We start from the raw sequence: 17,297 nt of genomic DNA, 5'->3' as shown, positions 1-17,297 counted from the left end.
ACAACAATAATGGCTCTCAAAAAAGAAGTGCCGGAGTTTGACGTAGACGATGCCGTTCTACTCATGGAACCCACCGCTGGGTCGAAACGCCCCAGCGAAGCCTCTCGCGTTCGTTCGATTGGTGCCCGATCCAAGACCACGGTCGCCAAGCAGCACAAGTTCATCGATTACAACCGGGCGCTCGACGCCACGCAGCTGTACCTCAACGAAATCGGCTTTTCCCCCCTCCTGACTCCCGAAGAAGAAGTGCATTTCGCTCGCCTGGCCCAGAAGGGCGATCCGGCGGGTCGCAAGCGCATGATCGAGAGCAACCTGCGGCTGGTCGTCAAGATCGCCCGTCGTTACATCAACCGCGGACTTTCCTTGCTCGACCTGGTGGAGGAGGGCAACTTGGGGCTGATCCGCGCGGTAGAGAAGTTCGACCCGGAGCGCGGCTTCCGCTTCTCGACCTACGCGACCTGGTGGATCCGGCAGACCATCGAGCGGGCCATCATGAACCAGACCCGCACCATTCGTCTGCCGATTCATGTGGTCAAGGAGCTGAACGTCTATCTGCGCGCCGCCCGAGAGCTGACCCAGAAACTCGACCACGAACCCAGCCCGGAAGAGATCGCGCATCTGCTGGAACGACCGGTAGGCGAGGTCAAGCGCATGCTGGGCCTGAACGAACGAGTGACTTCGGTGGACGTCTCGCTGGGGCCGGATACCGACAAGACCCTGCTCGATACGCTGACCGACGAACGGCCCACCGATCCCTGCGAGCTGTTGCTGGATGACGATCTTGCCGCCAGCATCGATCACTGGCTGTCGGATCTCACCGAGAAGCAGCGCGATGTGGTCATCCGCCGCTTCGGCCTGCGGGGGCATGAGAGCTGCACCCTGGAGGAAGTCGGCAAGGAAATCGGCCTCACCCGCGAGCGGGTCCGGCAGATTCAGGTCGAGGCGCTCAAGCGTTTGCGCGAGATATTCGAGCGCAATGGCCTGTCCAGCGACGCGCTTTTCCAGTAATCGGCGAAGCTGTCCGACCGGCAGAACGGTCGGGCAGCGAGTCGGCAGTTTATCGCTCTGCGCTGTTCCCTCTACGCGACAGCCCGATGGTTAATTCCTCCCCCGTTTCCATTTCCCAGGATGCACCGCTGCTTGTAGGTATTTGCTTACAAGGTATGTAAGTAAATATGTGGGAATGGATTCAGCTGTTCTCCCTTCGAATGAATGCTGCTCGTAACTTGCAGGCATCAAAGGACTTTTTCAGCGCTACGGCGACGAAGCGGCCTCCTGAGACCTGTCCGAGTGAAGTTGCCGCAACCGTACGGATCATTAATATCGGCTCCGTGCTGACGGATCAGCGCGGGCCATCAGGATGACGGTCGGGAACAATCGCTGGAAGCGATTTCATCAGGACGATGAGCAGGAAACAAAGGGAGCAAGGAAGGAGGCGGGCGGGCTTAGTCCCGCCCCTTTTTTTGGGCAATACGCCGGCGGCATCGAACCTGTCGCCTCAATGGCAGCCTAATCGTTCAGAGCGTCTCGTATCACCACGAGGAGTAGCGTCATGAACGGTAACGAACCGCGGAACCCCATCCCCCCGGCCGAGGAACAGGACGATCGCATCGAGCGAAGTCCGGACGAAGCCGACGAAGATCAGCTGGATGAAGCCCTGGAAGAAACCTTTCCGGCCAGCGACCCCATTTCCCCATGAACCCTGCGCTGACGGCAGCAGGTGATAGCGCGCATCAGTGGGCTGTGGTTGCACGCTCGCTCAGCACCGGCAGGATCTTTTCCCGCAGCAAGGGTGCAAGCCGAAGTGCCTCCGGTGCGTCCAGTTCGAGCCAGCCCGTCTCTTCGATTTCCGCCTGAACCCGTGGGGTTTGGGTGAGCTTGCCGATGAATACCTGAGCTTCTACCCAATGTCCCGGCTCGTTGGCCGCGGGTGCCTGGAAATGTCCGAGCCACTGCAGGTCGGCATCGTCGAGTTGCAGCGCGAGCTCTTCATGCAGTTCGCGCCGGACGGTCATGAGCGCGGTTTCGTCTGCTTCGGCCTTGCCGCCCGGCAGCATGAAGTAGTGAGTGCCGCGTTTGCGTACCAGCAGGATGCGGCCCTGCTCGTCGTGCAGGCAGGCGGTGGCGATTCTCAGGACGGGCTGGGTCATTTCGTTCCTCACGAGGGCAATCAACGGCTTGTGCCGGGCGTATCGCTGCAGGCGGTCGCGCAGTGGCTCCGGCAAGTCTAATGTCTGTACGAACCCCAGCCGTGCATAAAAACCGGCCAGCCGTGGATGGCAGAACAGCCATACCGGTGATCGAACACTTTCCAGTGCTTGCTCGATCAGCCGCCGTGCCAATCCCTGACTGCGGTATTCAGGCGCGACCAGCAGCCCGGTCAACCAGTGTCCCTCCGCGACGGGGGTGAGGCACAAGCCGGCGATGATGTCCCGGTCGGTCGCCACCCAGCAGCTTGCCCCCGGCATGCCACGCATCTGGCTGCGCTGAGCGCGATAGAACTTGTTCAGCAAGGGCTGCAGCTCGGCAGGAAGCTGGCGAATGGCAGGGGTTGGCATGGCCTGGGGAAATCTCGTTCGAACGACGCATGTTAACCCACCGGGTGCTGAGATACCGAGGCCTGCCGGCCGCCCCAGCCGTTCATCAGGACAGTGCAATTTTCGGGAACCCGCCAGGCTCTCAAGCTGAGATCGTTCCAACGAAAGGAAGAACAAGATGTTGGACTTGCTGATTGTGCTGGCCTTCGTGCTCTACGGTCTGGGCTCGGGGCTACGTGCCCGGAACAAGGCCTCGCAAAGCCTCGATGAGTACTTTCTCGCCGGCAAGACCATCAAAGGCTGGAAAGCCGGATTCTCCATGGCAGCAACGCAGTTCGCGGCGGATACGCCTTTGCTGGTCACGGGCCTGGTTGCCACCGCCGGCATCTTCGCGCTCTGGCGCCTGTGGATCTATGGCCTGGCTTTCCTGCTCATGGCCTTCGTCTTCGCGGTGTGCTGGCGCCGTGCCGGCGTACTGACCGATGCCGAACTGACCCGAGTACGCTACAGCGGGGCCGGCGTCACGCCGTTGCGTTTGCTCAAGGCGATCTATTACGGAACGGTGATCAACTGCGTGGTGCTGGCGATGGTGCTGGTGGCTGCGGTCCGTATCGCCGAAGTGTTTCTGCCATGGCACGACTGGCTGCCGGCGGGCATTTACCAGCCCGTCGTGGGGTTCATCGCCGCGACCGGCATTCAGCTGGGCGAAAGCATCACCGGGCTCGAACCGGCGATGATGAGTGCCAACAATCTGATCTCGATCCTGCTGATCCTGGCATTTACGGCCATGTACTCCATAACCGGCGGGTTGCGGGCCGTGGTGCAGACCGACGTGGTTCAGTTCAGCCTGGCGATGATCGGCACCCTCGCTTATGCCTGGTTCGTCATCGATGCGGCAGGCGGGCTGAGCGGCCTGACCGATCGTATCGTCGAGCTGTACGGTATCGAGCAGGCGAGCAAGATGCTGTCGTTCGCCCCGCCTGCCAATGCCAGTGACGCCCTGATGCCCTTTCTCGTGATCATCGGCTTGCAGTGGTTCTTTCAGATGAATTCCGACGGCACCGGTTATCTCGCACAGCGAAGCATGGCCTGTCCGACCGATCGGGACGCCCGGATGGCGGGTCTGGTATTCACCTGGTTGCAGATACTGCTGCGCAGCCTGTTCTGGATGGCGATCGCCATCGGCCTGCTGGTGCTGTATCCCTTCACGCCGGCCGAGATGGAAGGCGCGGGCTTTACCGCCGGCCGTGAGGCGCTGTTCGTCCAGGGCATCGAGGAACTGCTGCCGCCGGGCGTGCGGGGCCTGATGCTGGTGGGCTTGCTGGCGGCGCTGGCTTCCACGGTCGACACCCACCTCAACTGGGGCGCCTCTTACTGGAGCAACGATGTCTATGCCGGCGTCGTGGCGCCGCACGTGCTCAAGCGCAAGCCGAAGGATCGCGAGCTGGTCCTGGTCGCGAGGCTGTCCAACGTGCTGATCCTGGTGATCGCGATGATCATCATGGCCAACCTGGGCTCGATCCAGACCGCATGGTTCATATCCCTGCTGTTCGGCGCCGGGATGGGCTCGGTGCTGGTACTTCGCTGGCTCTGGGAGCGCATCAATCTCTATTCGGAACTGACCGCCATGGGGGTATCGCTGATCACCGCACCGCTGCTGCTCTACTATCTGGGCACCGATCCGGAGGGCGAGTGGATCCGTCTCGGCATCATGGCGCTGGTAACGACGTCGGCGGCAATCCTGGTCACCCTCATCACACCGGCGACCGACGATGCCACCCTGAAGCGGTTCTATCGCCGGGTGCGGCCGTTCGGTTTCTGGGGGCATGCCGCCGCGCTCAACAACGTCGGTGGCGACGTATCGGTCAAGGCGCTCGGCAGGCGTCTTTATGCCGTCGCGGCAACGGCGATATCACTGTTCACGCTGTTGGTGGGCATAGGCCGGCTGCTGTTCCCGGCGCCCGAAAGCAGCCCCGTCATCAGTTGGGTCTGCATTGCGATCGGCCTGGCGCTCATTCCCTTGTGGTTGCGCATGGCGCTGTCGAAGGACTTCGACGTCGATCCGGAGGATGAGCCCGTTACCCTGGGGGCAGGGGAGCGGTCACCTCGGCAGGCGTGAGCTCAGGATGCCGGGGCGGTTCTGCCCCGGTGGACTTCAGGGCTTGATGTCGCCCTCGACCAGGTCTTCGAGAAAGCGTTGCAGCGCCAGGCCCGGCTGGTCGTCCTCGGAGGCGATCATGCGTATGCCCCACTGGCTGAGGATTTCCTGCTGCACGGGGTTGGGCTTGTGCGAGAACACGTAGGAAATGGGTCGCACACCCTTGGTTTCCCGCTCGTTCCACATCTTCGACAGTTTGTAGAACAGCAAGCGGATGTTGGTATCGGAAAGGCTGTAGCCGATGAACAGCACGGCCTTGCTCAGGGTATCGGCGCGCAGCTTGATGTCCAGTGGCGTCTCGAATTGCAGTCGCTCGTAGTAGCTGGTTTCGTCGAGCACGATGGAGTCGTCGTCATCGAAATCGCCGTGAAACTTGACGATCTGCCGCACGCCGGTCTGCGCCTTCACCAGATCGCTGGCGTTGGCGATCTTGATGTAATCGACCCCGTGAGCATCGTGGGCGTTTTCCAGCCAGCGGTCGTAGTTGGTGGTGTAGATCGCCGGAAAACGGCCCTGGACGATCAGGCGATGGATCTCCGAGTTGCGGATCTCGATGTCGCGATGCCATTCGCGATCCATCCAGCTGCGCAGCGGGCCGATGTTGCCCTTGCGGATACGGTAGTACTCGGCCAGGGCGAGAAAATTGCCGTAGGTATCGAAGACTTCCGGATCGTAGTCCAGCTGCGTGGCGATCTCGTCGATCAGCTCGCGCCAGGGCGGCAGCCCGATATTCGCCGAGACACCGGAACCCACGAAGAGAATCAGCCGATTGTTTCGGTACGCTTCTCTGAGCTTGTCCATCGGTTGTCCTCACTGTGCCCGCAGAAAGGCGACGAATTCGTCGAGCGCCTGCTTGCGCATGGATATGCCGTTCTTTCGCTCGCCCAGTTCCGCGAAGGTCTCCGAGTGGCCGTCGGGAATGAATACGTTGTCCCATTCGAACCCATGGACGCCGGCCGGTTGGCGCGCGATCCGCCCGCTTACCGAGCCTTCGAAGAAGTGCCGCTTGCGGCCATCGCAATAGCCGATCAGCGTCCTGGCTATCGCGGATGGATCATCCAGCCCGCCGATCAGCTTGCAGAACCCCGCTGCCTGCAACCGTTCCCAGAAGGCCTGCGTCAAGCCGCCGGGAAAACCGTTCAGGCTGTTCACGTAGAGCGCGGTATGCTCGACGAAGACCGGTTTGCCGATCAGCTTGAATGCCACCAGCAGCTTGTCGCTCACCAGCTGCTGCAGGTCTTCGGTACGCATCTCCTCGATCTTGACCGGAAAGGGCAGAATCTCGATGCCGCTTGGTTCGAGGATGTCCCGGACTTCGGAAATTTTCTGTTGATTGACCGAGGCGAAACGGATTTTCATGCAGATCCCGAGTATCGGCTGCCCTGTGTATGGATGCGGCAAGCCATGCTTGGATAGACGTGCGCCGGGCTCATCGGTTCGGTAGAAGGAGATTCGATGCGACTCTGGTCACTACATCCCAGGTACCTGGACAGCAAAGGGCTGGTTGCGCTGTGGCGCGAGGCACTGCTGGCCCAGGCCGTGCTGGCCGATCTGACGCGTGGTTACCGCAACCACCCTCAACTGCGTCGCTTCCGGCAATGCGATGATCCGTCGTCGCAGATCGCGGCCTATCTGGCCGAGGTGCATGCCGAGGCCACGGCCCGTGGCTACCGTTTCGATGCCAGCAAGATCGGTCGGGTCGAACAGGCGCAGCCCATGCCGGTGAACCGTGGTCAGCTCGATTACGAAACCCGGCATCTGCTGGCCAAGCTGGCCGTGCGCGAGCCTGCGAAGATGCCGGCGCTGGCGTACGGTGATCCGCGGCCGCACCCGTTGTTCCGGGTCGTCGAAGGAGGCGTGGCGGAATGGGAGATAGTGACGCCGCCGGACTGACGACTCAGTCCGTAGGCCGCGCAGGAGGCCGTATCGCCAGACCCGCCTGGCGAATACGCTCGGCCGGTACGCGCAGCTGGGTCAGCAGATAGTCGGCGAACGCCGGCGAGTACGGCTGCAGGGCGATGGCCCGCTGCATGCAATCCAGCCAGGCGTCCCGCTCGGCCTCGCCGACCGGCCAGCGGGTATGGAATTGCGGAATACTGATGCTGCCGAATTTCTCGGCATAGCGGCGCGGCCCGCCCAGCCAGCCGCTGAGAAAGGCGGCCAGCTTTTCGCGGGCCAGCGTCAGGTCTTCGGGGTACATGCTGCGCACGCCTTGCGCGGCCTCGGATTCATCCATGATGCGGTAGAAGTCCGCGACCAGGCGTTCGATGCCGGCGCTGCCTCCGGCTGCCTGGTAGGAAGCGTCGCCGACGCCGAACAATGGTTGGCTGGGTGTATTCATCGTGATGCCTTTGGCGATATCTGACGCACTGGCTGAGTCATTCTGACGCTGACAGACCGCGGGGGCCGTGGTCTATGCTGGTGGCAAAGCATACAGGAGATTGAAAATGCGCAAGATTCTGCTCGCCTTTGACGGTTCCGAAAACTCGAAACGAGCCGTGCAATACCTGATCGATCTCGACACGCCTCCTGTCGAGGTGCATGTCGTCAACGTGCAGCACGAGCCGGTGATCTATGGGGAATACGTGACGGCCAACATGCTCGAGGAGCTCAACAACAGCCTGCTGACCAAATCGCGCAACGTGCTGGCAGAGGCGGCCGATGCGCTACAGGCCGCAGGTATCGCGCATCAGACCCACGCGGTGCTGGGCAATGTGGCCGAACAGGTCAACGAGGCCGTGAAGCGGTTGGGTTGCGATACCGTCGTCATGGGCACACGTGGCCTGGGCAGCTTCGGTGGATTGCTGCTGGGCTCGGTGGCCACTCGGGTGATTCATGAGGTCTCGGTGCCGGTACTGCTGGTGAAGTGACCGGCACGCGAAGGGCGGGCTCAGTCGGGCTTGCCCTTGAGCAGATCGGCCAGGTTGGCGAAGGCTTTGAAGGTTTCCTTCGGGCCCAGGTCGCTGCCGGGCCTGGCTTCGGCCTGGTACTGGTTGTCGGTATAGCGCGAGTGCTCGTTGTCGTGGCAATACAGGCAGAGCAGCTCCCAGTTCGAGCCGTCTTCGGGGTTGTTGTCGTGGTTGTGGTCCTTGTGATGGACCGTCAGCTCGCTGAGTCGCTTGCCCGAGAACTCGCGGGCACAACGTCCGCAGACCCAGGGGTACATCTTCAGCGCCTTTTCGCGATAACCCTGTTCGCGCTGGGCGTAGGGGGTGTTGGGCTTCTGGGTACTCATCGTCGTGACCTGCTCCCGATTCGTCGAATGATGGGCGTCGGCCTCAACCGGCCAACCCTACGTACAGGTTCTGCACATCGTCATGGGCGTCGATGGCGGCGAGAAAGGCTTCGACTTCCTCGAGCTGTGCCGCGGACAGGGTCGTGACCGGATTCTTCGGCCGATAGCCCAGCTGTGCCGACTGCACGCTGAAGCCGAACTCGGGTAGCGCACGGCAGACCACGTCCAGGTCGGCAGGATCGCTGACGAACAGTGTGGTTCCGTCTTCACCCGCTTCGAAATCCTGCGCGCCGGCCTCGATGGCGGCCAGTTCCGGATCGGCATCTGCCGTGCTCGGCGCCGCTTCGATCATGCCGCAGTGGTCGAAATCCCAGGCGACCGAACCGGAAGCACCGAGCTGGCCCTTGCGAAACAGCACGCGGATCTCGGCCACGGTGCGGTTGATGTTGTCCGTCAGGCACTCGACGATCAGCGGCACCTGATGCGGGGCGAAACCTTCGTAGGTGGTGCGTTCGTAATGGACGCTTTCACCCAGCAGGCCGGCGCCTTTCTTGATCGCACGTTCCAGCGTTTCGCGCGGCATCGAGGCCTTCTTCGCCTGCTCCACCACCAGGCGCAGGCGCGGGTTCATGTCCGGATCGGCACCGCTGCGCGCGGCGATCATGATCTCTTTCGACAGCTTGCCGAAGGTACGTCCCTTGGCGTTGGCTGCCGCTTCTTTATGCTTCGCTTTCCACTGTGCGCCCATGGCTGCTCTCTTGGTTCGTTCAGAAGGGGATTTTAGCTGTTGCGGCGGTCGCTGGCACGGCGCGCGATGATGATGGAGGGGCTGTTCCCGGCGCGGACGCGTACGAAACGGGAACAGACCCTGGTCGGGATTGCCGAGCATGGTAGCGACACCGGCAACTGTATGACCGAATCCGCTGTCGGCTGTACGAGTGCAAGTGGGTCGCGCTCGGTTCTAATGAATCCTTTATCCGGAACGCTTTGCCATGTCGCCCAAAGACCTGTTGCTGGCCCTGGTGGTGATCGTCGTCTGGGGCATGAACTTCGTGGTGATCAAGGTCGGCCTGGAGGATATCCCGCCGATGCTGCTGGGCGCCCTGCGTTTCATGCTGGCGGCCTTTCCGGCGGTATTCTTCATCCGGCGCCCGCAGTTGCCGCTGCGCTGGCTGTTCGCCTACGGCGCGACGATTTCCCTGGGCCAGTTCGCCTTTCTCTTCTACGCGATGAACGTCGGCATGCCCGCCGGGCTGGCCTCGCTGGTGCTGCAATCCCAGGCGTTCTTCACGCTGTTCTTCGCGGCGCTGTTCCTGGGTGAGCGCCTGCGCGCGAGCAACCTGATCGGGCTGCTGATCGCTGCGGGCGGTTTACTGTTGATCGGCCTGCAGGGCGACCGCAGCATGACCCTGGCCGGTTTCGTGCTGACCATCTGTGCGGCCTCGATGTGGGCGCTGGGCAATATCGTCACGCGCAAGGTGGGCAAGGTGAATCTGGTGGGGTTGGTAGTCTGGGGCAGTCTGATTCCGCCACTGCCATTTCTCGCCCTTTCCTGGCTGCTGGAAGGGCCGGTACGCATCGAGACGGCCCTGCGGGGCATCGGACTGGATTCGATCCTGGTGCTGGCCTATCTCTCCTTCGGCGCGACCATTCTCGGCTACGGCCTGTGGAGCCGGTTGCTGTCGCGCTATCCGGCCGGAACCGTGGCACCGTTCTCGTTGCTGGTACCGGTGGTGGGGCTTACCTCGGCGGCCCTGCTGCTCGACGAGCACCTGGGGCTGCTGCAGACCTTCGGCGCGCTGCTGGTGATGCTGGGGTTGGTGATCAACGTCGGCGGCGGCTGGTTGCTGGGGCGGATGCGCACGGCGCTGGGCCACTCGTCGATCTGAGGCGGGTCATCAGTCACCTGCATTCAGGCGTTGCAGCTCGCGGCGCACCATGGCCGCATATTCCGGTGGGGACAGCTGATAAAGCTCGGCGGCGACCCAGGTCAGCCAGCGGCTGCCCAACACTTCGCGTTGGTCGAACAGGCGCTGTGCCTCGCTGCGGGCGCGCTCGGCGTGTTGCTGGTGAAAGTCGAAGCGGCTCATGGCAAATTCCTGATTGTGACAGGCGATTCTAAGCCACTCGCAGCGGAGCAATCTTGGTAAACCCGCCAGCCCGCGTTAGGCTCCGGTTCTCTTCATCGACGAGTGCGAACTCATGCCCGGGCCTGTGAACTTCAAGGACAAGATATCCCGCCAGCGGCCTTACGGTCGTTCGGAGCCGGGTATGCGCGCATCGGACGGCAACCTGCAGGCGGTGATCGACCAGCTGGAAAGCGACCGAGGTCGCATCATGCATTCGGCCGCCGTGCGCCGGCTGCAACAGAAGACCCAGGTATTCCCGCTGGAGCGCAACGCGGCGGTGCGCAGTCGCCTGACTCATTCATTGGAAGTGCAGCAGGCCGGTCGTTTCATCGTTCGCACGCTCTACAAGCAGCTGGGCAACAGCGCCAGCGACCATGGCCTGGACGGTCTCGAAGGCGCGCTGGAAAGCCTGGTGGAAATGGCCTGCCTGATGCACGACATCGGCAATCCCCCGTTCGGCCACTTCGGCGAGTTCGCCATCGGCGAATGGTTCGAGCGTTCGCTCGATGAGCTTTTCGCCAGCGCCGTGCCGGCAGACCAAGGGGATGCCGCGTTGCGCCAGCGCATGCTGACCGACCTCAAGCGCTTCGAGGGCAACGCCCAGGGCATTCGCCTGGTGGTGACCCTGCAACGCCTGAATCTGACCTATACCCAGACCGCCGGATTGCTCAAGTACGTGCGGGCCGCCTATGCGCCGCGGCCCGAGAAGGGCAGCCTTGGAGCCTATCTGCACAAGAAACCGGGTTTCTACCTGTCCGAAGAGCCCTTCATCGACGACCTGCGCCGCGCGCTCGATCTGCCGCCCGGCACCCGGCATCCGCTGGCCTACATCATGGAAGCCGCGGACGACATCGCTTACTGCCTGGCCGATATCGAGGATTCGGTGGAGAAGGGAATCTTCAGCATCGAGCAACTGGCGCAACTGCTGCTCGACAAGTTCGCCGATCACGGCTCGCCCGACGAGGCGATCGCCGGTCCCAATCGCAGCTTCCGCAGCATGGTGAACTACGCGCTGGAGCGGGCGGCGAAGGAGCCCATCAACAAGGTGGGCGAATTCTTCATCTGGCTGCGGGTGACCCTGGTCCACCCGCTGGTGCAGCACGCCGCCCAGCAGTTCATCGACAACATCGAGGCGGTCTATCACGGCACCCTGGATCGTGCCTTGCTGGAAGATGCCAGCCTGCCCAACGCGATCGTGCAGACCTTCAAGGACGTGGCGATGGACAGGGTGTTCTGTCATCGCGAAGTGGAGACGCTACAGCTGCAGGGCTATCGCATCCTGCAAGGACTCCTGGACGCCTATGCGCCACTGCTGCGCACCAGCCCGGCGACCTTCCATGAGCTGACCGAAGGCCACTGTCGCCGCGAGCCGCACCTGCAGATGCTCGCCCGGCGCCTGCCCAGCCAACTGGTCAAGGCCTACCACGAGGCGCTGAAGAAGATTCCCGAAAACTCGTCCGAGCAACCTTTGTGGGAGTTCTACTACCGCAGTCGGATGCTTCAGGACTTCATCAGCGGCATGACCGATCAGCATGCCCAGGACGAGTACCGCACCTTGTCGGCGCAGCGCTGAGCGGATCGACCGAAAGGTGCCAGTGCGCAGCTGGGTTGAAAGCGGCACGCTGCCGGCTCACAGCCTGCGGGGAAATGTCGCGAGGGGACCAAACTGCCGGGCTTGCTTAAAACTTCCATTAGTGGCTATCTAGGGTTGCCGTTTGAGCAAAGCGGTGTGACCCAGGAATATGCAGAAGGAAAGACGTTTATGCAGATTCAAGTCCACAGCGATAACCACATTGAAGGAAGTGCCCGGCTCGTAGAGTGGGTAAGCGCCAGCGTCGCCGACAAGCTCGACCGTTTCGATGATGAAATCACCCGCGTTGTCGTGCACCTCAATGACGAAAACGGAATCAAGGCAGGCTCGCAGGACAAGCGCTGCCAGATCGAAGCGCGGCCGAAGGGGCTGCAACCCATTTCCGTCACCCACAAGGCCGAATCGCTCGACCTGGCCGTGGAGGGTGCCATCGACAAGCTGGGCAATGCCCTGAACCATCAATTCGGCAAGCTGCGCAGCAAGCGTGTCACCGGTCCCGCGCCCGTTGCGGAGGAGGCCGTCGAAGGCCAGGACGCGCTGCTGGAGGAAGATTTCCTGGCTGACGAGCAACTGCGCTCGTCCTGATCCTGTAACGGCAACAGACCCTGCCCATGCATGCGGGAGCGCCCAGTCGCTCCCGCTTTCCTTTCGCCCTCTGCTAGATCGGGCGCTTCGCTCCCCACCTTCGCACTCGACCACCGGCATGCTGTCGCGGTTTTCACTGTGCTATACACAATCGACCCGAATTGGCATGAGCGCCGAGTATCCGCGCGCGCTCACAGGGGAGAAAGCAACGGGAAACCAGGCAGGTATCGCTTCGCCGTCTGATAGCTGCCTTCGGTAAGGAGGTGAATCATGAGCTTGATGCAATGCGAATACCGCGGCCACGTCATTTCGGCCGCCGTCATGGAACATCCCGGCAGCCCGACGCCCTGGGCCGGCGGCTGCCGTATTGCCGATCCGAATGGCAACCAGACACGGCGCCTGCCGCTTCCGGTGGGGCATGCCTTCATGGCCGAGCTGGACCAGGCCCAGCGCGCGTCCATCGCCCATGGCAAATGGCTGGTGGATCAGTGCCTCGATCATGGCAGGCCGCTTTTCGACCAGGCGGCATAGGGGCGACAGCTCCGGGGAACTGTCGCTGCCCGCGGCGGCTCTACTCAGGACATGCCGTACCGCTGCCAGGCGGTGCGGCATCCGCCCGCCACCTGATGGAGCCTGCCATGGAACTGCCCAACAAAGATCTCGGTACCCTTTTCGAGCAACTGGGAATGCCTTCGGATCCCGCCAGTATCGACGCCTTCATCGCCAGCCATGCTCCGCTACCGGAGCACATGAAGCTTGCCGAAGCCCCCTTCTGGAACGAATCGCAGCGTACCTTCTTCGAGCAGGAATGGATCGAGGATGCCGACTGGGCGCCGATCGTCGATGAGCTCAACGTACGGCTGCACGAAACGCCCCATACGGCCTGATGGCGCAGGCCGCTTCGCCCGGTAACGGCATAGCCGGTAAGCTTCGTGGCCAGCGTATCCCTGACCGGCATTTGCCGGCGGGGTCGCGTTTCCCCACTGGCCAAACCAAGGATCACCCATGACCACGACCCCGCCCACCGCGCAAGACGGCCTGGACATCGATGCCCGTTACGCCTTCGCCAGGCGCGTCGCGCTGGAGGCGGCGCGCATGGGCATGAATTACTACCGCGATCGCAACGCGCTGGTAGTCGAGCATAAAGGCGACCCGCAGGATGTCGTCAGCCTCGCCGACAAGGAGATCGAGCAGTTCATCCGCCACCAGCTGTCGGCGCATTTTCCCGAGGATGGCTTTCTCGGCGAGGAAAGCGGCTCGGCCGCGCTCGCGGCGCGCTGCGTGTGGGTGATCGACCCGATAGACGGAACTGCCTGCTTTCTCAACGGACTGCACAACTGGTGCGTGTCGATCGGCCTGCTGATCGATGGCGAACCTTATCTGGGCGCCATCGCCGACCCCAATCATGACGAACTCTTCCATGGCTGCCTGGGGCGCGGTGCGTTCGTCAACGATGTGCCGCTGGCTGTGAGTGCGGCACAGCATGTACGAGAGGGGCTGACCGGCACCGGCACTTTTCACCCGCGCGGCAAGCAGCATTTCATTCCTTTTCTGCAAGGCCTGCTGGGCGAGGGCGGGATGTTTCTGCGTAACGGTTCCGGCGCGCTGATGACCGCCTATGTGGCGGCGGGACGGTTGATCGGCTACTACGAGACCAACCTGAAAAGCTGGGATTGTCTGGCCGGCCTGGTGCTGGTCAGGGAAGCGGGTGGGCTGGTCAACGACTTCTTTCGCGATGACGGGTTGCTGCGGGGCAATCCGTACCTGGTCGCCTGCCCGGGTGTTTATGACCAATTGGCGGCGTTGATTGGCCCGTCACTGGATGGCGCCGTCGATTAAGCCTGGTTCGGAGCCGGTGTATTCAGATGCAGCTTCAAAAGCTTCGCCCCGAGGGCGGGGCTCCCACGAGTCACGCATCGCTCGTGTGGGAGCCGCACCCTCGGAGCGAAGGCAGGCATAGAGGCTCACGGCTCAACAGCTCAGATGCGCAACTCCGGCGGCACCGTCCCGCCATGTTCGGCGAGCTGATGCATGACGGCCTTGTGCAGCCACATGTTCATCGCCGCCGAGTCGCCCATCTGCTCCTGCGGGCAGCCGAGTTCGGTGGCCAGCTGCTTGCGCGCTTCCAGGCTGCTGTCGAGTCCCAGCAGCTTGAGCAGGTCGACGATGGAAGTGCGCCAGTTCAACTGCTCGGAATGAGCGGCCGCCATGCCGTCGAGCTTCGCCGGCACGTCCACGGCACTGACGTTTGCGGCCGTCGTGCCTGTCAGCGGTGCGCTACCCGGCGGTGTGGTCGTGGCGTTGTGAGCGGCCGTGGGCCGCTGCGAGTCGACCACGGTGTCGGTGGCATGCTGATTGGGTGTAGTGGTTGGATCGACAGGTTTGTGCGCCTCGTTGCTGACGCCGCCCATCCCCAGTTTCTCTTTGATCTTGTCGAACAGGCCCATTTTGCGATTCCTCGAGTTGTGGTGGGTCCGCATTGGACCCGTGTGGCCTGCAATCGGCTCGTTCAGAAAATCAGCATGAACAGACCGATGACGACCAGCAGGCCGATCAGGAAGATGATGCCGACCGTGCTACCGATGAACTTCAGCATGGCGATGACTCCTGTGCATTGGGTTCACTATCTGGGACTGGCAGCAGAAGGCATCGTTCAGCGTGGCGATCGATGAGCGACGGCGCGTCAAGGTCCTGGGGGCCCTAGACCCTAGGATCGGGCCTCGAGCCACTGATGCGCCTGTTCCACCTCATGCAGGTCGAACGCCTTGATCGTCAGCCCGGGGATCATGATGCCCTCGATCTCGCTGGCCCGCCGGACCCATTCCTTGCCCGCGACGACCGCGCAGCGATCGAAGCGTCGGACGAAACGGAACAGTTCGGGGATGCGCGACAGCTCGACGCCCACGGCGCCCAGCGTGGGCATGTCGAAATCGCCGATTCGATAGAGCATCTGTCCGTGGGAAATGCCCTCGGATTTGAGCATCAACTCATCCAGCGCGAAGCGCATGTCGTTGCTGTCGAGCTTGCCGGAGAAATCCACGTCGATGCGTTTGTCGCCTATGCGTGTTACCTGGAACATCACATCGCTCCTCTATCAGGGTGGGGCGGGCAATCAGTCCTGCACTTCGTTGACCATAGCGTCTGGTGGGGTGTTCAGCTGGAAAAATAACTTCTTAGGTCCATTTGATTGACGTGGGTCAAAACACGTCAAGGATGTTTGTGATTATCCGCTAATAGGAAAAATTTCTTTATGAATCAATTGGTTAAGAATGGACGAACGGTCTAAGGATCATCCTCTACAGGCCGAGAAAGAGATAACGGCGCCATGCCGATGAAGGTTGTTCACGGCTATGGCGCGCTCTTTCTATTCGGCTAACGGACGATCTCCATGACCAGTACCCTGGCGAACGCGATCCAGACCCTGTTGCGCGGCATTGGCCTGCGCACCATCAATCTTCAGTTCTTCTTTTCCTACAGCCTGATTTTTCTTTGCGCGGCGATCACCGCCGGGGTGTTGTTCCTGTCCAGCAAGGATGCCTCCCAGCTCGACATGGCTGGTGCCCAGCGAATGCTCAGCCAGAAGATGGTCAAGGAAGCGCTGCTGGCTGCCCAGGGCGTGGGCTCGCCGAGTGATGTGGAGGCAACCGTGCGGAGCTTCGAGACGTCCCATCGTCTGCTGATGCAAGGCGATGCGGCCAGGAACATCGCACCGGTGAAGCTGCCCGCGGCCAGGCCGCACCTGCAGCGCGTCGATCAGATCTGGCAGCGTTATCGCCCGGCGGTGATTGCACTCGCGGCGGGGCGGTCTACGAATACCGCCGTCGATCTTGCTGCTCTGGCGGCCGACGCCGAGGCCATCCTCGCGGCGAGCAATGAGGTGGTGACGTTGATCGCCGCCGAAACCAACCGTAGCTCCGCGCAGCAGCTCTGGGTGGCGATGGCCTCGACGCTGTCGATCCTCCTGCTGGTGATCCTCGGGCGTATCGCCGGGATGAACTGGTTGATGCAGCAGATCGACGAATTGCGCGGACGCCTGGAAAAGGTCAGCCAGGGTGATTTCTCCTCGCCGATTCAGGTGCGTTACGCCGATGACGAAATGGGCATGATCACCACCGCCTACAACCGTTTGCTGGGGCAGGTGGGCGAGATGATCCGCGGGGTGCGGCAGGCTGCCGACGAGGCCGATGGCCAATGCGCGCGCATGGCCAGCCTGGCCGACGACAGTGCTCGCAACGTGGAAGGGCAGCAGGCCGAGATCGGTCAGGTCGCTACCGCCATGAACGAGATGCTGGCGACTTCCCAGGAAGTTGCGCGCAGCACCGTGGAGGCGGCCAGCGCAGCCGACCTGGCCGAGCACGAGACCAGCAGGGGCAGTGCCGTGATGAGCGAGTCGGTCGACGCCATCCGTACGCTCGGTAGCCACGTCGAGGGGCTGTCGGGCGTGATGCAGCGGCTGGTCGTCGATAGTCACGAAATCGGCAAGGTGCTGAGCGTCATCAGTGGCATCGCCGAACAGACCAACCTGCTGGCGCTGAACGCGGCCATCGAGGCGGCCCGAGCCGGCGAGCAGGGGCGTGGTTTTGCGGTGGTGGCCGACGAGGTACGCAACCTCGCCAGCCGCACGCAAGCTTCGGCCAAGGAGGTGGAAGTGCTGGTCGAGCGGCTGCAGAGCCAGGCGGTTCAGGCCGGCGAAGCCATGGATGCGTCGCGCCAGAGCAGCGGCGAGACGCTGTCGCGGATCGAGGCTACGCAGGATGCGCTGCGCCAGATCGTCGGCGCGGTGCTCACCATACGCGGCATGACCAACCAGATCGCCACGGCGGCGGAAGAACAGTCGCAGGTGGCCGAGGAGATGAATTGCTCGCTGACGCGTATCGCCCAGGTGGCGGATCAGGCCGCCACGGTAACGCAGGACACCGCGCGTTCCGGCACGACCATCATGCAGAGCATGAATGGCCTGAAGCGTCTGACCGGGCGTTTCCGCCTGGAGGCGTGAGAGGGCGCTGGCTTGGCCTGTTCAGGCCGAACGATGAGAGATAAGCGGGAAAACATCCCCCGCGTC

22 protein-coding genes are annotated in these 17,297 nt (G+C 62.4%); 12 read left to right on the top strand and 10 right to left on the bottom strand.

All coding sequences use genetic code 11. The features are described 5' to 3' along the window. Window positions 1-9 precede the first annotated feature (9 nt). Complete coding sequence (rpoS, locus tag EA795_RS10970; RefSeq protein ID WP_014853617.1) at window positions 10-1,008, top strand: RNA polymerase sigma factor RpoS; 999 nt, start codon at window positions 10-12, stop codon at window positions 1,006-1,008. A 544-nt stretch (window positions 1,009-1,552) separates the two neighbouring features. Next, window positions 1,553-1,699, top strand: coding sequence for a hypothetical protein (locus EA795_RS21035; protein ID WP_014853616.1), 147 nt, complete (start codon window positions 1,553-1,555; stop codon window positions 1,697-1,699). A 34-nt stretch (window positions 1,700-1,733) separates the two neighbouring features. On the opposite strand, the gene EA795_RS10965 is transcribed toward EA795_RS21035, so the two are convergent. After that, entirely contained in the window at window positions 1,734-2,558 is an 825-nt protein-coding gene (locus tag EA795_RS10965) for a GNAT family N-acetyltransferase (protein WP_122077230.1), read from the bottom strand. Between the two features lie 157 nt (window positions 2,559-2,715). Here EA795_RS10965 and EA795_RS10960 point away from each other — a divergent pair, with 157 nt between their 5' ends. Further along, complete coding sequence (locus EA795_RS10960) at window positions 2,716-4,656, top strand: sodium:solute symporter family protein (RefSeq protein WP_122077227.1); 1,941 nt, start codon at window positions 2,716-2,718, stop codon at window positions 4,654-4,656. Window positions 4,657-4,692: 36 nt separating this feature from the next. Here EA795_RS10960 and EA795_RS10955 read toward each other — a convergent pair whose 3' ends face one another. Both EA795_RS10955 and EA795_RS10950 read right to left on the bottom strand, forming a co-directional pair. Next, window positions 4,693-5,496, bottom strand: coding sequence for an SIR2 family protein (locus EA795_RS10955; protein ID WP_014853613.1), 804 nt, complete (start codon window positions 5,494-5,496; stop codon window positions 4,693-4,695). Between the two features lie 9 nt (window positions 5,497-5,505). After that, entirely contained in the window at window positions 5,506-6,054 is a 549-nt protein-coding gene (locus EA795_RS10950; protein WP_014853612.1) for a non-canonical purine NTP pyrophosphatase, read from the bottom strand. 96 nt (window positions 6,055-6,150) lie between these two features. On the opposite strand from EA795_RS10950, the gene EA795_RS10945 reads away from it, so the two are divergent. Beyond that, window positions 6,151-6,588, top strand: a complete 438-nt coding sequence (locus tag EA795_RS10945) for a pyrimidine dimer DNA glycosylase/endonuclease V (RefSeq protein ID WP_014853611.1) — start codon at window positions 6,151-6,153, stop codon at window positions 6,586-6,588. 4 nt (window positions 6,589-6,592) lie between these two features. Here EA795_RS10945 and EA795_RS10940 read toward each other — a convergent pair whose 3' ends face one another. Next, window positions 6,593-7,036, bottom strand: a complete 444-nt coding sequence (locus EA795_RS10940) for a group II truncated hemoglobin (RefSeq protein WP_058074351.1) — start codon at window positions 7,034-7,036, stop codon at window positions 6,593-6,595. Window positions 7,037-7,142: 106 nt separating this feature from the next. On the opposite strand from EA795_RS10940, the gene EA795_RS10935 reads away from it, so the two are divergent. Continuing rightward, entirely contained in the window at window positions 7,143-7,565 is a 423-nt protein-coding gene (locus EA795_RS10935) for a universal stress protein (RefSeq protein ID WP_014853609.1), read from the top strand. Between the two features lie 20 nt (window positions 7,566-7,585). Here the strand turns inward: EA795_RS10935 and EA795_RS10930 are convergent, their stop codons facing one another. Together EA795_RS10930 and EA795_RS10925 are read right to left on the bottom strand one after the other, a co-directional pair. Then, window positions 7,586-7,930, bottom strand: coding sequence for a YajD family HNH nuclease (locus tag EA795_RS10930; RefSeq protein WP_014853608.1), 345 nt, complete (start codon window positions 7,928-7,930; stop codon window positions 7,586-7,588). Between the two features lie 43 nt (window positions 7,931-7,973). Continuing rightward, the gene (locus EA795_RS10925; protein WP_058074352.1) at window positions 7,974-8,678 is read right to left on the bottom strand and encodes a YebC/PmpR family DNA-binding transcriptional regulator; all 705 of its coding nucleotides are present in this window, start codon (window positions 8,676-8,678) and stop codon (window positions 7,974-7,976) included. A 244-nt stretch (window positions 8,679-8,922) separates the two neighbouring features. On the opposite strand from EA795_RS10925, the gene EA795_RS10920 reads away from it, so the two are divergent. Next, window positions 8,923-9,819, top strand: coding sequence for an EamA family transporter (locus EA795_RS10920; protein ID WP_122077224.1), 897 nt, complete (start codon window positions 8,923-8,925; stop codon window positions 9,817-9,819). Between the two features lie 9 nt (window positions 9,820-9,828). On the opposite strand, the gene EA795_RS10915 is transcribed toward EA795_RS10920, so the two are convergent. Then, complete coding sequence (locus tag EA795_RS10915) at window positions 9,829-10,020, bottom strand: hypothetical protein (RefSeq protein WP_058074354.1); 192 nt, start codon at window positions 10,018-10,020, stop codon at window positions 9,829-9,831. 112 nt (window positions 10,021-10,132) lie between these two features. On the opposite strand from EA795_RS10915, the gene dgt reads away from it, so the two are divergent. From dgt to EA795_RS10890, 5 genes are all read left to right on the top strand, one after another. Then, the gene (dgt, locus tag EA795_RS10910; protein WP_122077221.1) at window positions 10,133-11,632 is read left to right on the top strand and encodes a dGTPase; all 1,500 of its coding nucleotides are present in this window, start codon (window positions 10,133-10,135) and stop codon (window positions 11,630-11,632) included. Window positions 11,633-11,821: 189 nt separating this feature from the next. Further along, on the top strand, window positions 11,822-12,235 hold the full coding sequence (locus EA795_RS10905) for an HPF/RaiA family ribosome-associated protein (protein ID WP_014853603.1): 414 nt from the start codon (window positions 11,822-11,824) through the stop codon (window positions 12,233-12,235). Window positions 12,236-12,505: 270 nt separating this feature from the next. Continuing rightward, a complete protein-coding gene (locus tag EA795_RS10900) occupies window positions 12,506-12,766 on the top strand; it encodes a hypothetical protein (RefSeq protein WP_058077534.1) in 261 nt (86 codons plus the stop codon). 107 nt (window positions 12,767-12,873) lie between these two features. Further along, window positions 12,874-13,122 (top strand): DUF2789 domain-containing protein, encoded by a 249-nt coding sequence (locus EA795_RS10895; RefSeq protein ID WP_014853601.1) that lies wholly within the window; start codon window positions 12,874-12,876, stop codon window positions 13,120-13,122. Between the two features lie 118 nt (window positions 13,123-13,240). Next, the gene (locus EA795_RS10890) at window positions 13,241-14,074 is read left to right on the top strand and encodes an inositol monophosphatase family protein (RefSeq protein ID WP_122077219.1); all 834 of its coding nucleotides are present in this window, start codon (window positions 13,241-13,243) and stop codon (window positions 14,072-14,074) included. Between the two features lie 140 nt (window positions 14,075-14,214). Here the strand turns inward: EA795_RS10890 and EA795_RS10885 are convergent, their stop codons facing one another. The 3 genes from EA795_RS10885 to EA795_RS10875 form a co-directional block, all read right to left on the bottom strand. Then, the gene (locus tag EA795_RS10885; RefSeq protein WP_122077216.1) at window positions 14,215-14,682 is read right to left on the bottom strand and encodes a DUF3597 domain-containing protein; all 468 of its coding nucleotides are present in this window, start codon (window positions 14,680-14,682) and stop codon (window positions 14,215-14,217) included. A 62-nt stretch (window positions 14,683-14,744) separates the two neighbouring features. Further along, the gene (locus EA795_RS21695; RefSeq protein ID WP_115028165.1) at window positions 14,745-14,831 is read right to left on the bottom strand and encodes a small membrane protein YohP; all 87 of its coding nucleotides are present in this window, start codon (window positions 14,829-14,831) and stop codon (window positions 14,745-14,747) included. A 111-nt stretch (window positions 14,832-14,942) separates the two neighbouring features. After that, window positions 14,943-15,314 carry a SpoIIAA family protein gene (locus tag EA795_RS10875; protein WP_122077213.1) on the bottom strand — a complete coding sequence of 124 codons (372 nt, stop codon included), beginning with the start codon at window positions 15,312-15,314 and terminating at the stop codon, window positions 14,943-14,945. 309 nt (window positions 15,315-15,623) lie between these two features. Between EA795_RS10875 and EA795_RS10870 the strand changes: the two genes are divergently transcribed. Next, on the top strand, window positions 15,624-17,231 hold the full coding sequence (locus tag EA795_RS10870) for a methyl-accepting chemotaxis protein (RefSeq protein ID WP_122077210.1): 1,608 nt from the start codon (window positions 15,624-15,626) through the stop codon (window positions 17,229-17,231). Window positions 17,232-17,297: the final 66 nt, after the last annotated feature.

This window comes from Stutzerimonas nitrititolerans, assembly GCF_003696285.1.
Classification (GTDB): Bacteria; Pseudomonadota; Gammaproteobacteria; order Pseudomonadales; family Pseudomonadaceae; genus Stutzerimonas; species Stutzerimonas nitrititolerans.
This window is presented reverse-complemented; position numbering and strand designations above follow the sequence as displayed.

Coding starts and splice junctions, on each gene's coding strand:
- rpoS (WP_014853617.1), top strand. CDS start 10: ATGGCTCTCAAAAAAGAAGTGCCGGAGTTTGACGTAGACGATGCCGTT.
- EA795_RS21035 (WP_014853616.1), top strand. CDS start 1,553: ATGAACGGTAACGAACCGCGGAACCCCATCCCCCCGGCCGAGGAACAG.
- EA795_RS10965 (WP_122077230.1), bottom strand. CDS start 2,558: ATGCCAACCCCTGCCATTCGCCAGCTTCCTGCCGAGCTGCAGCCCTTG.
- EA795_RS10960 (WP_122077227.1), top strand. CDS start 2,716: ATGTTGGACTTGCTGATTGTGCTGGCCTTCGTGCTCTACGGTCTGGGC.
- EA795_RS10955 (WP_014853613.1), bottom strand. CDS start 5,496: ATGGACAAGCTCAGAGAAGCGTACCGAAACAATCGGCTGATTCTCTTC.
- EA795_RS10950 (WP_014853612.1), bottom strand. CDS start 6,054: ATGAAAATCCGTTTCGCCTCGGTCAATCAACAGAAAATTTCCGAAGTC.
- EA795_RS10945 (WP_014853611.1), top strand. CDS start 6,151: ATGCGACTCTGGTCACTACATCCCAGGTACCTGGACAGCAAAGGGCTG.
- EA795_RS10940 (WP_058074351.1), bottom strand. CDS start 7,036: ATGAATACACCCAGCCAACCATTGTTCGGCGTCGGCGACGCTTCCTAC.
- EA795_RS10935 (WP_014853609.1), top strand. CDS start 7,143: ATGCGCAAGATTCTGCTCGCCTTTGACGGTTCCGAAAACTCGAAACGA.
- EA795_RS10930 (WP_014853608.1), bottom strand. CDS start 7,930: ATGAGTACCCAGAAGCCCAACACCCCCTACGCCCAGCGCGAACAGGGT.
- EA795_RS10925 (WP_058074352.1), bottom strand. CDS start 8,678: ATGGGCGCACAGTGGAAAGCGAAGCATAAAGAAGCGGCAGCCAACGCC.
- EA795_RS10920 (WP_122077224.1), top strand. CDS start 8,923: ATGTCGCCCAAAGACCTGTTGCTGGCCCTGGTGGTGATCGTCGTCTGG.
- EA795_RS10915 (WP_058074354.1), bottom strand. CDS start 10,020: ATGAGCCGCTTCGACTTTCACCAGCAACACGCCGAGCGCGCCCGCAGC.
- dgt (WP_122077221.1), top strand. CDS start 10,133: ATGCCCGGGCCTGTGAACTTCAAGGACAAGATATCCCGCCAGCGGCCT.
- EA795_RS10905 (WP_014853603.1), top strand. CDS start 11,822: ATGCAGATTCAAGTCCACAGCGATAACCACATTGAAGGAAGTGCCCGG.
- EA795_RS10900 (WP_058077534.1), top strand. CDS start 12,506: ATGAGCTTGATGCAATGCGAATACCGCGGCCACGTCATTTCGGCCGCC.
- EA795_RS10895 (WP_014853601.1), top strand. CDS start 12,874: ATGGAACTGCCCAACAAAGATCTCGGTACCCTTTTCGAGCAACTGGGA.
- EA795_RS10890 (WP_122077219.1), top strand. CDS start 13,241: ATGACCACGACCCCGCCCACCGCGCAAGACGGCCTGGACATCGATGCC.
- EA795_RS10885 (WP_122077216.1), bottom strand. CDS start 14,682: ATGGGCCTGTTCGACAAGATCAAAGAGAAACTGGGGATGGGCGGCGTC.
- EA795_RS21695 (WP_115028165.1), bottom strand. CDS start 14,831: ATGCTGAAGTTCATCGGTAGCACGGTCGGCATCATCTTCCTGATCGGC.
- EA795_RS10875 (WP_122077213.1), bottom strand. CDS start 15,314: ATGTTCCAGGTAACACGCATAGGCGACAAACGCATCGACGTGGATTTC.
- EA795_RS10870 (WP_122077210.1), top strand. CDS start 15,624: ATGACCAGTACCCTGGCGAACGCGATCCAGACCCTGTTGCGCGGCATT.